This window comes from uncultured Dokdonia sp., assembly GCF_947492815.1.
Classification (GTDB): domain Bacteria; phylum Bacteroidota; class Bacteroidia; order Flavobacteriales; family Flavobacteriaceae; genus Dokdonia.
Genome location: NZ_CANLOB010000033.1, coordinates 34,454 through 49,935 on the forward strand (window position 1 = coordinate 34,454; position 15,482 = coordinate 49,935).

Annotated in this window: 7 protein-coding genes; 6 read left to right on the forward strand and 1 reads right to left on the reverse strand. The window is 35.1% G+C overall.

What is annotated here, in order from left to right:
- Nucleotides 1-12: 12 nt before the first annotated feature.
- Nucleotides 13-1,017 carry a DNA polymerase III subunit delta gene (gene holA / locus Q1A01_RS21180; protein ID WP_299684871.1) on the reverse strand — a complete coding sequence of 335 codons (1,005 nt, stop codon included), beginning with the start codon at nucleotides 1,015-1,017 and terminating at the stop codon, nucleotides 13-15.
- A 36-nt stretch (nucleotides 1,018-1,053) separates the two neighbouring features.
- Between holA and Q1A01_RS21185 the strand changes: the two genes are divergently transcribed.
- The 6 genes from Q1A01_RS21185 to Q1A01_RS21210 all read left to right on the forward strand — a co-directional run.
- A complete protein-coding gene (locus Q1A01_RS21185; RefSeq protein WP_299684873.1) occupies nucleotides 1,054-1,503 on the forward strand; it encodes a type I restriction enzyme HsdR N-terminal domain-containing protein in 450 nt (149 codons plus the stop codon).
- A 45-nt stretch (nucleotides 1,504-1,548) separates the two neighbouring features.
- Nucleotides 1,549-2,550 carry a glycosyltransferase family 2 protein gene (locus tag Q1A01_RS21190; protein WP_299684874.1) on the forward strand — a complete coding sequence of 334 codons (1,002 nt, stop codon included), beginning with the start codon at nucleotides 1,549-1,551 and terminating at the stop codon, nucleotides 2,548-2,550.
- 79 nt (nucleotides 2,551-2,629) lie between these two features.
- The gene (locus tag Q1A01_RS21195) at nucleotides 2,630-3,499 is read left to right on the forward strand and encodes an OmpA family protein (protein ID WP_299684876.1); all 870 of its coding nucleotides are present in this window, start codon (nucleotides 2,630-2,632) and stop codon (nucleotides 3,497-3,499) included.
- A 399-nt stretch (nucleotides 3,500-3,898) separates the two neighbouring features.
- Entirely contained in the window at nucleotides 3,899-8,878 is a 4,980-nt protein-coding gene (locus tag Q1A01_RS21200; protein WP_299684878.1) for a M14 family zinc carboxypeptidase, read from the forward strand.
- Nucleotides 8,879-8,893: 15 nt separating this feature from the next.
- Complete coding sequence (locus Q1A01_RS21205) at nucleotides 8,894-9,100, forward strand: PID-CTERM protein-sorting domain-containing protein (protein ID WP_299684880.1); 207 nt, start codon at nucleotides 8,894-8,896, stop codon at nucleotides 9,098-9,100.
- Between the two features lie 269 nt (nucleotides 9,101-9,369).
- Nucleotides 9,370-15,482 (forward strand): choice-of-anchor D domain-containing protein (locus tag Q1A01_RS21210; RefSeq protein WP_299684882.1); only part of this gene is annotated, 6,113 nt, incomplete at its 3' end.

A 15,482-nucleotide genomic window follows, 5' to 3' on the forward strand; every position in this document is an offset into this window, starting at 1 on the left:
TTAGATTCGCAATCATCCCATAATCTTTACGAGCAATTCTTTGAGTATATATGGTGTCGCAAAAGTACTCGCTCCTACTCCTTTGCTCTTTACATCTGCTTCTCGTAAAAGAGCAATAGCCGCACTCACGCGCTTCATAGGGTAATGACGAGCTGCTGTTGTATACTCACCTACAAAATAAGGATTAACACCTAATGCTTTGGCGACAGTACCTTTGTCTTTTTGAGGAAGTCCGTGGTATTTAAGGAGATTAGAGAAAAAACCATATAAGGATGATATCGTAAGTACTAATGGATTGTCTTTAGGGTTTTGTGTAAAATATAAACTAATGCGTTGTGCTTTTACAATATCTCGCTCTCCAACCGCTTTACGAAGTTCAAAATTATTGAAATCTTTACTGATTCCTATATTCTCTTCAATAGCTTCTGGTGTAATCTCACTTCCTTGCGGAAGGATGAGCATTAATTTTTTAATCTCATTATTTACTTTACTTAGATCAGTACCTAAATATTCTACTAAAATATGTGCTGCTTTAGGGTTGATTTGATAGCCTTTTTGAGTCACGATACCACGTAACCAATCTCCTACTTGATTTTCGTATAATTTTTTACTTTCAAAATGAACGCCCTTTTTTTTAAGGACTTTGGCTAGTGGTTTTCTACCATCTAATTTTTTGTATTTATAGCAGATCACCAATACCGTTGTGGGCTGAGGATTTTCTACATAGGAAGCAAGTTTATCTATGGTACGAGAAAGGTCTTGTGCTTCTTTTACAATGACCACTTGACGCTCTGCCATCATAGGGTATCGTTTGGCATTACTAACAATATCGTCTACGGTAACATCACGACCGTACAAAACCATTTGATTAAATCCTTTTTCGGATTCATCTAGAATATTTGCTTCTATATAACTTGCTATTTCATCAATAAAATAGGACTCTTCCCCACTTAAAAAATAGATAGGGTGTATCATTCCGTTCTGGAGATCTGATAATATTTTTTTTGCGTTTTGCACTATTGAGGTTTCCTATAAAAAAAGTAATTTGCAGTCATGCAAGCTCTCGATTTTCCAGCGTATGACTTTCGACTCAAAAATAGCGAAAACAAATCGTATATTTTTGACCCTATACGTAAAAAATTTATACTCCTTACTCCAGAAGAATGGGTACGACAACACGTATTACAATTCCTTATGAAGACCAAAGGATATCCTGCAAGTCTTATTAATGTTGAAAAGGAAATCAAAATTTACGATACTAAAAAACGATATGATATTGTCATTTTTAATTCTGATGGGAGTATTTTCTTAATTGTAGAGTGTAAAAGACCTAAAGTGGCTATTACACAAACTGCATTTGATCAGATTGCGAGGTATAACTTAAAATTACAAGCCTCTTTACTGATGGTCACAAATGGATTGCATCATTACTACTGCGCCATGAATTTTAAGCAGGAACGATATCAGTTTTTAAAAGAAATCCCTAATTATATTATAAAATGATGTTTGGTATGCTTTCGCGAAAGCAAAAACCCTTTTATTTGCAACGTGAAAACAGCAATTGTTATACTTAATTGGAATGGACGTTCATTACTAGAACGTTTTTTAGAAAGTGTAGTCACACACAGTGCACATTTGGCTACTATTTATCTAGCAGATAATGCTTCTACAGATAGTTCTGTAGCTTATTGTAAAGAACACTTTCCTGAAGATGTAAAAATCATTCAAAATAAAGAAAATGGCGGTTATGCTAAAGGATATAATGATGCTTTACGTCACGTAGATGCAGATCTTTATGTATTGCTTAATAGTGATGTAAAAGTTGAGAAAGGTTGGTTAGAACCTATGGTATCTGTTTTTGTAACTTCGGCATCTATTGCTGTAGCACAACCTAAGATTAAAGATTTAAAACGTCCTACGCTATTTGAATATGCAGGAGCCGCTGGGGGATATATAGATGCATTAGGATATCCTTATTGCAGAGGACGTATTTTTGATCATTGTGAAGAAGATACGGGACAATATAATGATACTGTTGATGTGCAATGGGCTAGCGGAGCTTGCCTATTTATAAGAGCAAAGTTATATTGGGATGCAAACGGCCTAGATGAAGATTTCTTTGCACATCAGGAAGAAATAGATCTTTGCTGGCGTATTAAAAACAAAGGATATCGTATTGTTGCTGTAGGAGATAGTGAAGTATTCCATTTAGGAGGAGCCACACTTTCTTCTGCAAACCCTCAAAAAACATTTTATAATTTTAGAAACACCTTATTTGCTGTTGTAAAAAATAGTACTGGAGTACCCTATTTATTGCTTGTCTTAATTCGACTTATCCTAGATGGAATTGCAGGGTTTAAATTTTTATTAGAAGGAAAACCAAAACATGTCTTGGCGATTATAAAGGCACATGTTAGTTTTTATAGACACTTCCCTAATTTACTCAAAAAGCGAAAGGCTCTAAAACAAAGTCATCAGTATTATCAGGTATGGTCTATTGTTTTTAAATATTTCATAAAAAATAAAAAGACATATCGCGATCTTTTATAAAAACGATAAAAAACTGTTAATCGCTATTTTAACATTTCCATTTTTGGTACTTTTGAGTATAACTTGAAATACCCAGAATATGAAACGTATCCTATTAGCAAGTTGTGCAAGTTTACTATTACTTGCCTCTTGTGTATCAAAGAAAGAATATGCTGCCCTTGAAGCAAGACAACAAGAAACTCAGGATTTATTAAATTCTGCAACAGTAAAACTAAATTCTTGTTTGGAAGAAAAAGCGAGTGCTACTACACGAGTTGCTTCTCTAGAAGAACGTATTGCTGAATTACGAAAAGATAAGAATGAATTAATTCAGAGTTCTAAAGACTTAACGGTTCTTACACAACAAGGAGCGACAAATTTAGAAAAGTCTCTTGAGAGTCTTAAAGAAAAGGACTTAAAGATAAATCGTTTACAAGACGCACTTACTAAAAAAGATAGTGTTACACTGGCATTAGTTACGAGTCTTAAAAAAGAAGTAGGCCTAGACGATCAGGACATTGAAATAAATGTAGAAAAAGGTGTCGTATTTATATCGCTTTCTGATAAAGTATTATTTAAAAGTGGAAGCTACAACATTACCAATAGAGCCAAAGAGATTCTTGGTAAAGTAGCAACGGTTATTAACGGAAAACCAGATTTTGAAGCTCTTGTAGAAGGTCATACAGATAATGTACCTTATAAGAAAGGTGTTTTATTAGATAACTGGGATTTAAGTGCAAAACGTGCTACAGCTATTGTAAGAGCTCTTGTAGATCTAGGGGCAAATCCTTCACAACTAATTGCAGCGGGTAGAAGTGAATATGTACCATTAGTACCAAATGATACTGCTGAAAACAAATCGACAAATAGACGTACCAAAATATATGTACTTCCAAAAATTGATCAATTCTATACGATGATAGAAGAAGAAATGAAAAACTTAGAAACTGGAGAAGACGGAGGAGAATAAAAGGTTTCTCAAAAAACAGTGTTAATTAAAAGACGGTTACCAAATGGTGACCGTCTTTTGTTTTATAAGCATATACCCTATTATATATTGTGAGTGATTTTATTGATTTTTTTTACTCCTAAAGAAAATATCAATAGAAAATTTAGAGTAATGAACATCTACATGCACAATGGGTTAACAGCTACTGCGTTTGAATGTTAATACAATTAGTAAACTCTTAGAAAAACACGTTATTTTATCGTTGAAATACACAAAAGCCAAGTTGAAATACAAATTTTAACACTTTTCACACGTATAATTTCTAAATTTTATCTAGATTAGCACCACCCAAATCATATATATTATATATAGTAACCCCAAATTACTTTGACTAACAACAAGTACCTACTTAAAACAACTATGAAAAAAACTACCCTTAAGCGCACTGTTCTCGCATGTGCGCTATCGCTATGTACTATTACTGGGCTTTTTGCTCAAGATGGACATGATCATGATAACCATGACAATTTATCTGGTAAGCGTATTCTATTAAAGAGTCCAACGAAAGACCAATTAGTTAATGTTGCTGAACTTGGTTTAGACTTACACTGTGGAGCAAAACCAATTGGAGATGATTTAAGACTTGACATATATGGAGATGCTTTACAAGAAATAAGTGCATTAGGACTTGATTATGAAATTATAGAAGAAGATCTTTCTACTTTCTATGCTAGAAGAGGTCAAGAAAGACTTCCATTAGCTATACAACAACTAGAAGCATTAAAAGTAAACTCACAAGGACAGAATAGATCTTTTAGTGAATTAGAAGCAGCTATAGACAACCCTATTCAATATGATGAATGTGCTGAATTTAATTGGGTACCTCAAAATTTCCAATTAGGATCAATGGGAGGATGTCTTACAGTAGATGAAGCTTTAGCAGAATTAGACAGAATGAAATTATTATTTCCAGATCTAATTTCTACAAAGGCCTCTGCATCTGCTTTAGGAATGCAAACCAATGGAAATACAACAGGAAGTGGTACGACCGCTTCTGGGATCCCTATTGATTTTGATCCTCAAGATATTTTTTATGTGCGTATTTCTGATAATCCAGAAACAGATGAAGCAAACGAGCCAGAATCTTTAATTACTGGAATGATCCATTCGCGTGAGGCGAGTAGTTTGATGAATATCATCTATTATATGTGGTATATATTAGAAAATTATGATCAAGATCCTGTCATTAAAAACATGATTGATAATCAAGAACTTTACTTTGTTCCTATTATTAATCCTGATGGTTTAAGATGGAATGAAATTGTTCAGGATGGAAATTCTGGAGGTTTTCAACGTAAAAATTTACGCCCTAATGTAAATGACAATGGAAACGTAAATAATGGAAATGTATTAAGAGGTATAGATTTAAATAGAAATTCTGACTATTACTGGGGCTTTGATAATGTAGGGTCTAGTGGTCTAACAAATCAAGATACCTATAGAGGAGATTCTCCAGGTTCTGAAAATGAAATTATGATCATGCAAGAATTTGTAGGTGATCATGAATTTGAGACAGCTATTAATCATCATGCAGGATTAAACTCGATTGTAACAACTTCGTATAATGGAGATCCAAGTGCTTCATCTGGAAGAGAAGATGAGTTTCAAAACCTTATGCAAAATGTAACTCGTTATAATAGATATGTACATGGTTCTGCCCCAAATACATTGACAAATGCCAATGGTGACATTAACGATTGGATGTTTGGAGGCCCCGTAGTAAATTATGATCCTATTGGACCACTTACAAGTAATCCATCTATAGGTTCAGGGCAAGGAATTATTACATTTTCACCTGAAAATGGAGATGAATTTTGGCCAGATCCTACCGAGTTTGTAACAATAGCTCAAAGAGCAATGCGTATAAATTTAATTACATCTCTGGCTGCTGGTAGATTTGCAAAATTATATGATCATACTGAAACGAATATTGATCAAATGAATGGTCAATTAGACTTTGCGGTTGAAAACATAGGACAAACCTATGATGATGTTCCTAACACAACAACTAACTTCACATTGCTTGTTGAAGCAGTTTCAGATAATATTATAATTACAACACCTAGTGCTACCGCATTAGATGCTATGAATGTATTAGAACAACGTTTAGTAACTGCTGCATATACATTAGACCCAAGTATTCAAGCTAATGACCCTATAGAATATAAAGTAACTCTAAGCAATGATATTCATACTATTTATGAAGCTACTTTCATAAAATATTATAACCCATCAGTACTTATAACTGCAGATGGTATTTCAAACTGGAGTACAACTAGTTGGTCAGAAGTAACGACTGGTTTTAATGGAAGTACAAATGCGATTGCATCTACAACAACGTCATATGGAAATAGTAATGAAACATTTGTAACCCTTACAAACCCTGTTGATCTAAGTGGTGTTGGTTCTGCAGTCATTCATTACAATGCTACTTGGGATATAGAGCGTAACTTTGACCTTGCTCAATTAGAAGCTAGTACAGATGGAGGTACTACATGGGTAGGACTTTGTGGAAGACATACAAGACCTGCTGCTACTAGAGCAACAAGTTTTCACTTAACAAAAAGTCAAACTGAAGAAAATTTTCAATCACTAAATGGAACTTACATCTATGATGGAGATATGTATGTAGATACTACAGATGATGCTACAAATAATCCTACTGCAAAATGGGTATTAGAAGAAGTATATCTAGATCCTACTAATAACCCTGGTATTATTGGTAATAGTAACGTACAATTTAGATTTAAATTTGCTTCTGATACTTCTAACAGAGCCGATGGATATAATGTAGAGTTTAGAGGATTTAAATTTGATAATTTCAAAATTATCAATACAAGTATAGATGATAGAACGTGTATAAATGGAGTTATTGATCAATTCCCATATAGAGAGAGTTTTGAAAATGGAACAGGTACTTTCTTTCAGGCAGGTGGTGACGATGGTGATTGGACATTGAATCTAGCTAGTCAAGGAACACCTTCAAACGGTACTGGGCCAGCCGGAGGTAATGGTGTTAAATCTATACACGAACAAAATTATGTGTATACAGAAGCATCTACAAGTGGTTTAGGGTTTAATGCTACTGTGATATTACAAAGTAATTGTATCGATTTTACTAGTGAGTATAATGATATAGACTTAGCCTTCCATTATCATAGATTTGGAACTAATTTTGGAAATAATAATGGAACACTAGATGTGCAAATAAGTGATGATGAAGGATTAACTTGGACGAATATAGTCCCTCAGATATCTGGAGCATCGGTAAATGCATGGCAAGAAGTCACTGAAGATCTAACAGCTTACTCTGGTAAAGTAGTTCTTATCCGATTTGTAGCAGAAACTGGCGATGGTTTCAGTAGTGACTTAGCGTTAGATAACATTCGTATTACAGCTTCTAAACAAGACTACATACATAGATTAGTAGGAGGTGTACCTACATGGGATCCTGCTGATCCTAGTGGAGTGGCCGGTCCTAATGATGATATTTTGGTATTATCAGGTAGCCCTACACTTACAGCTAACACCACAGCAAATGATATTTTAATTAATGATGGTGCGACACTAAACTTAGGGGCAAATACATTAAATACTACAGGAAATATTACCAATAATGGAACTTTAACAGCAAACAATGCTACAATTGTTGCTCAGGGATCATTCTCTCATTCCTTTTCTGGAAATGCATTTGAAGTAGCACAATTAACAATGAATGCTGCTAGTACATCACTTACTTTAGATACTGGAGTTACAGTGAATCAACTCTTAACATTATCTAATGGAGAATTAGTTACAAATAACAATCTTACACTATCAAGCAATGCCACACAATCAGCAATGATAGACCAGGTAACATCTGGAACGATAACGGGTAATGTAACTATAGAACGTTTTGTTCCTGCAAGAAGAGCTTTCCGATTTGTATCTAGTCCAGTGACCACAACAACAAGTATATTGGAAAACTGGCAAGAAAATGGAGCTTCTGCTGCTGGCTTTGGAACTCATATTACGGGATCTACTACTGGTGCAAACGGATTTGATGCAACACCATCTGGAAATCCGTCATTATTTACATATGATAACAGTGCTGCAACTCCAGCTTTAACTCCTATTTCAGATACCAATATAAATACCCTTACTGCTGGTGAGGCTTACCTCCTATTTGTTAGAGGAGATCGTACTATAGATGTTACTTCTAATAGTGCCACTCCAACTGATACGAGAATAAGAGCCGAAGGAACTATCGTCACAGGTAGCACTACATTAACTGGGGCTGCTATGAATCATAATGCCGATGGTTTCAATCTTATTGGTAACCCATACCAAGCAACGGTAGAGATGAATGGTATTGTTACTGCTGCAACCAATGTTAATACCAACCAGTATTATGTTTGGGATGCAACATTAGGAGCACGTGGAGCTTATGTAACCGTACTTCTTACAGGAACAGGTTCATCAAATGGTGCTGGATCTGATGCAAATCATTTCTTACAACCATGGCAATCTGCTTTTGTAACTACAGCCACAACGGTTGGTGACAATTCAACGTCTATAAGTTTTAACGAAAGTGACAAAATGGTAGGCGAAGACACTACTATCTTTCTACTAGAAGATGATCCTATTGCAAATAATGCACACATTATTGGTCAATTATATAGAACAGAAGCCTTCAATGCAGGAGAAAAATTACAAGATAATTTTGTAGTATTATTCGCTCCAGAATTTAGTAATCAAATCACATTAGAAGATGCAGCAAAATTCTTTAACATTGATGAAAATATGGCAATCTCTAATGGAGACAACACACTAAGTGTAGAACGTAGAGCACTTCCTACATTAGATGAAGAAATTCAATTATTTAATAATGCCTACAGAACAGATGCATATACACTTCGTGTAGAACAGAATGGACTTGAAGATGTAACAGCTTTCTTAGAAGACATATATACAGGAGAATTATATGAACTAGAAGACGAAGAAAACTTTATTGAATTTACTGTAGACGCTTCGATAGAGGAAAGCATTGCTACAGATAGATTTAGAATCATCTTTGAAGAAAATTCTTTAGGTACTGAAGATAATTTTATAGACGATATCGTTATGTTCCCTAATCCACTTGAAGGAGATCAATTATTGATTACTTCTACGTTATTACAAGGGCAAGAAGTAACAGTAAAAATCAATAACATATTAGGACAAGTTGTGTATGACAGAACACGTAGTTTTAATGGTAATAACTTAGAAATATCTTCATTAGCAACACTTACAGACGGTATGTATTTTGTAACTATTACAACAACAACAGGTAGTATCACTAAGCGTCTCATTAAAAAATAAAAAGCAATTATAATCATGAAAAATAAATATAGTATCAAATATCTTTGCTTTCTTGTACTTTTAGTAAGCACACTTAGCATCACCACAGCTAACGCTCAGATTGTATTTCCTGACGATGTAGATGATGAAACTCCTGCAGCTCCTATAGATGGATTTGTTGGATTAGGAATAGCGGCTGGAATTTATTTTGGCATTCGAAAAAGAACGAGCCATAAAGAGTAGCATATTTAACATTTAACGTATTTAAAAAGAGGGAGTTCAAATAGAGTTCCCTCTTTTTTTGCTTTCGCGAAAGCGTATACAGTCAAAATAGGCGTAAGATGTTAACTTTCCATTGTTAATAACTTCAAAAACATCGATGAAATACACAAATCATAGTCAAAAAACACAATTTTAACATTTTTTCTATTGTAGGGTTAAGAATTTTAGTAATTTAGTAATCCCAAATCACTATAGAGTCCCCAAAACTTTATAGCAACAAAACCTACAAAATGAAAAAAATTACTTCTTGCAGTACTTTATGTGCTTTTATTTTAGTTGTTTTATTTTCAATTCAACCCTTATTTTCAAATAATACGAACCCAAATGTATCTACAGATACTTCTGAAGATGAAATTTTCACTTGTTTTGCAGGTGTTTCTATTGCTACCTTCCCATATACAGAAAGTTTTGAGGGTGGTTTAGGTAATTGGACTCAGCCTGGCGGTGATGATGGAGACTGGACTAGAAGATCTGGTACAACTCCATCTAATAATACAGGACCATTCCAAGCAAGTGAAGGTTCTTTTTACTATTTTACAGAAGCTTCTAGTAGTGGGAGTCCTGGACCTAACGCTACAGTTTACCTAAGAAGTCCTTGTATTGATCTTAGTGCTGAATCTAGTGCTTACTTCTCATTTGACTACCATATGTATGGAAGTAGAATGGGAACACTTAGTTTAGAAGTAAGTGATGATGCTGGTGGTTCTTGGACGTCCGTATTTTCTAGAACAGGACAACAACAAGATGATGAGACAAGGCCTTGGAGAAAAGAAATTGTTGATCTTTCTGCATATGCTGGTTCCACTATTAACGTAAGATTTGTAGGTGATACTGGAATTAATTTTGATAGTGATATGGCTGTAGATAATATTGTAGTCACTACAGATCCCCAGTATTGTGGATCTATGTCAATTGTTGGTTTTAACTCAGGTATTACAAGAGTAAATTTAAACACTATAGATAATAGTACTGGAACTGCGACAACTGGTTATTCTGATTTTACTTCTCTATCTACAGATTTAACAATTGGCGACAATTATGCTATAACTACTGAGGTAAGCACAGCAGGTAACAATGCATTTGTTACTAATGTATGGATCGATTGGAACGGAGATTACGATTTTGATGACGCAGGAGAATCATATGATATGGGGACATCTGTTAATCTTGCAGGTGCAGCTACTTCAAATTCTCCATTAAATTTTATTGTACCTGCTGGAGCAACTACAGGAATTACAAGAATGCGTGTATCACATAGATTTGGAACAACTACACCAGGTTCTTGTGATGAAGACAATAATTTCTTTGGAGAAGTAGAAGATTATTCAATAAACATAATTTCAAATATTCCTCAACCTGAAATGAATATTACTGGGATAGGAAATAATATATTAAATGGTGATACAACTCCTACTATAACAGATGATACTGACTTTGGAAGTGTGGTGGCTGGAAGTAGTAACCCAAACACATTCACGATTGAAAACTTAGGAAATTTAGACCTAAATCTTACTGGAGCGTCTCCTTATGTAACTATCACTGGTGCTGGAGCTACTTATTATTCTGTAACAACAATTCCTAGTAATACTATAGGAGCAGGTGCTTCTACTACATTTGCAATTACCTATAGTCCTACTGTAGGAGGAACTCATAATGCTACTGTTTCTATTGCCAATGATGATGCAGATGAAAACCCTTATACATTTAATATCAGAGGTACTGGTGTAGGCCCCGAACCTGAGATGGCAATTACAGGTATGAGTAATAATATTCTAGATGGTGATGTAACACCTAGTACAGTAGATGGAACTGATTTTGGGTTTTTACTTCCTGGAAGTTCAACGTTTAGTGACTTTATTATTAGTAATTCAGGAACTGCAGATTTATTATTAACAGATCCTTCTCCATATGTAACTATTACAGGAGCTGGAGCTGGTGAATTTACACTTACAACCATCCCAAATCCAACCATAACTACCAGTGGTGGATCAACTACCTTTAGAATAACATACAACCCAGCTGCAGTAGGGACACATACAGCAACAGTATCTATAGTAAATAACGATAGTGATGAAAATCCATATAATTTTGATATTTTAGGTGAGGCATCTGCCTCTTTAATTCCAGAAATAGATATTACAGGATTAACTAATCCAATTGCTGATGGGGATACAACACCTGATCTTACAGATGGTACTGATTACGGAACTATAGATGTAGGTACTATTAATACTAATGATTTTGTAATTGAAAATAATGGTTCTGGATTATTGACACTTACTGGACCTTCTCCATATTTTACGATTACAGGTCCTGATGCTGCTCAATTTTCTGTAGCCTCAATTCCAAACAATACGATTAATACATCAGATAATACGACTTTTCAAATAAGCTATTCACCTTCTGTTGCTGGAACGCATAATGCGACAATTACTGTACTAAGTGATGATAGTAATGAAGGGACATATACTTTTGACATCCAAGGAACTGCTGTGATAAATACAGACCCATTGACTACTATTTATTATGAAAACTTTGATGTAAATGATGGAGGATGGACTGCTACAAATCCTGGAGGAAACAGTGTTTGGACCTATGGTACAAATACAACAGAGACAGGTACAGAAGGTAACTACTGGTATACTAGTAATTACAACAACTATGCTCCAAACTCAAATACCATAGTCACAAGTCCATCAATAAGTACATCTGGGTATAATAACCTTAGAATACAATTAGATATACGCCATATCACTGAGTTTGATACACAGGATGGATTTCATATGGAATACTCTTTTAATAATGGTGCTACTTGGACACTTTTAGGAGCATACTCTGCAACACCTGTAGATAATTGGTATAATGTAGATGATGTTACAGCTCTAGGCTCTGGGGCAGATGGATGGGCTGGTCGTAATAATGATACAGGATCTTCTGCAACACAATCTTCATTTGTAGAGGCAGCCATTGCGCTTCCATCACTATTAAACAATAGACCTAATATAAGGTTTAGATTGACCTTTGCTTCTGATAGTGATTTTACGACTGATGTTGGAGCAGGTTTTGATAACATATTCATTTTTGGAGATCCTACTAGTGCTCCAGGTGACCCAGCGATTGGTCCTGGTGATGTAACTTCAAATCTTAAACTTTGGTTGAAATCTAATGTAGGTATAGGAGAAACAGATGGGAATACGGTAAGTGCTTGGACAGACGAAGCTTTTGATAATGATGCTAGAGTTGCGAATCAAACAGCACCAACCTATTATGATAATAATACAGAAAACATTAATCATAATCCTGTATTAGATTTTAATACCACAAATGATACAGAATTAAAAGGAAAAGGAGGGCTTTATACAGATGAGTACTGGATTGTAATGCAAGCAGACGGAAACATCAATAGTACCTCTACACTAGAAGGTGTGATATCAGGACGAGTTACTCCTCAAGATTTTGCCGAAGATGGAACAGGTTTTTGGATTAATCCAGGTTCTATACGATTTAATGGTGTTGATAATATTGTAAGTCACATGATTGGATCTACTCCTTCGGATCTTGCTAATGTTGATGGATTTAATTATGGACGAGCACATACCAGTAGTACTGATAATTACAATAATGAAGTCATCATTTTTAATGTAAAGTATGATCCTATTCTAGATCAATCTGAAATTTATAAAAATGGAATTAGGATAGATGATTATACTGGACGTACGTTTAATCAAACAACGGGTATTTCTGATGGAGAACTTCCATATGGAACTGTAAGAAATAATCCTTATACCATAGGTGTAGGTCGTATAACAGTAGCTGGTACACCATTTGATTCTCACTATAATGGAAAGATAACAGAGATTATTAGTTATGCAGCTCCAAATTCTATTACAGATCAATTAAAAATACAATCGTATTTAGCTATTAAAAATGGTATTACGTTACACGATATTAATAGTACCACTGCAAATGACCTTGGAGATGAAAATTATATAGATTCTGATAATAATGTCATTTGGGATGTGGTAACACATACAGGTTTTAATTATGATATTGCTGGGATAGGTAGAGATGATGATTCAGGATTGAATCAAAAACAATCTACGTCGGTAAATCCAGATGCTTTAGTAACCATGGGACTGACAGATATCTATACTACTAATAATGAAAATATTACTGCAAATACAAATGCATTTACAAATCAGAACTTCTTACTATGGGGGAATGATAATGCACCGCTAGCAGCTGCTACTCCAATTACAGTAGACATGAGTGCTGGTGTATCTGGATTGAACTCTGTGGTAGACTTTGTATCCATAGAACGTATTTGGAAAGTAGTAGAAACAGGTTCTGTGGGTAGTGTAAAAGTAACTATACCAGAGGTTTCTTTATCTTCTACTCTAAATCCACCAGGAGATTACTTAATGTTTGTCTCTGACACACCAACATTTAGTCCTACTTCAGAATATCGTATCATGAGTCTTAATGGTATAAATCTAGAAGCAGAATATGATTTTAATGGGGTAAAGTATATCACGTTTGGATATGCTCCTGAATATGTATTCCAACGTTCTATTAGTTTTGATGGAACACAAGATTACTTGGACGCTGGTGATGAAGATGATCTTGAACTTGCAGGCGCTTTTACAGTATCTGCATGGATTAAAAGAATCAATAGTGATTACACGATTATTTCTAAGCGCGACGCTGCTTTCTCTGAAGGATATGACATTAGCGTAATTCCATCTGGAGAAGTAGAAATGTCTTGGTTTAATGGTTCAGGAACTGAAGAAAACATACGTTCAACTACTCAAGTTACAGAAAATGAATGGCACCAATTTGCCTTTACTTATGACGGTTCTGATACGGCTAGAGTATATATAGATGGTGTATTAGATACTACAGAAACTGGATTAGCTGTTCCTGCAGGAACAACACAATCATTCCTAATTGCCGCAGCAGATGGAACAAACCCTGCAGATTTCTTTGAAGGAACAATAGATGAAGTTCGTGTATGGGATATGGAATTAACTGTAGATCAGATTCGTTTTATCATGAATCAAGAGATAGAAGAAAATACAAGTCTTAATACGGTGACAGGTAGAATTATACCATCTGGTATTTCTAAAGATCCATTTACGACTACAGATTGGTCACAGGTAGCGGCGTATTTTCCGATGAACATCTATACATTTACCAATGTAAAAGATGAATCTAACAATAACCTTATTGCTGCAATACGTAATCTAGATACTGTAGATTTCCAAACGGCTCCTCTTCCTTATGTATCTGATGCAGACGGAGACTGGACTGACCAAGCTGCTTGGGAAAATGGAACAGGATTCCAAGTTCCATTTAGCACATCTATAGCTGATAATACAGTTGATGTTGCTTGGAACATTGTACAAATAGGCCATAATGTTACTACAGCTAGAAATAATACTGTACTTGCATTAGATATACAATCTGATGAGCTTTCTATAGAGAATGATAGTAAGATCGAAGTGTCACATTATCTGAAATTAGATGGTGTTCTGGATCTTGTAGGAGAATCTCAATTGATACAGACAGAAAATAGTGATCTTGATGTAACCAGTTCTGGATCTTTAGAAAAAGACCAGCAAGGAACAGCAGATACCTATTCTTATAATATCTGGTCATCTCCAGTAAGTACGATCAATAGTACTCAAAATAATACGGCCTATAGCTTAAGTAGTATGATGAGAGATGGTACCGATCCAGATAATCCACTTTCAATCAGTTTTAGTGGAGGATTAAATGGAGCACCTACAAGTCCTATTACCATCAGTGCATACTGGATGTTCAAGTATGGAAACGGTATGGAACAATTTCAATATGTAGGACCATCTGGTAGTATAAGTGTAGGTGAAGGGTATACGATGAAAGGACCGGGATCGGGAGCAATTACAGACCCTCAGAACTATGTGTTTGTTGGTAAACCTAACAATAGTACTGATGCGCAAGAAATTGTGATTCCTGCTCTTGCAGATAGAGATTATATGGTAGGAAACCCATTCCCATCTGCTTTAGATGCTAATGATTTTATTAATGATAATCCACATTTAGATGGTACATTATACCTGTGGGAGCATTATGGAGGTGGAAATCATATTCAGGCAGATTATCAAGCTGGATATGCTTTATATACCCTTTCTGGAGGAACTCCTGCAGTAAGTCATCCAGATGTATCTAATATAGGTAGTGGTACCAAAACACCAGAACGTTATATCGCAGTAGGACAAGGATTCTTTGTGGCTGCCGATAGTGATGGTGATATCGTATTTAATAACTCACAACGTAATTTCGTAAGAGAGACGGGAGCTTC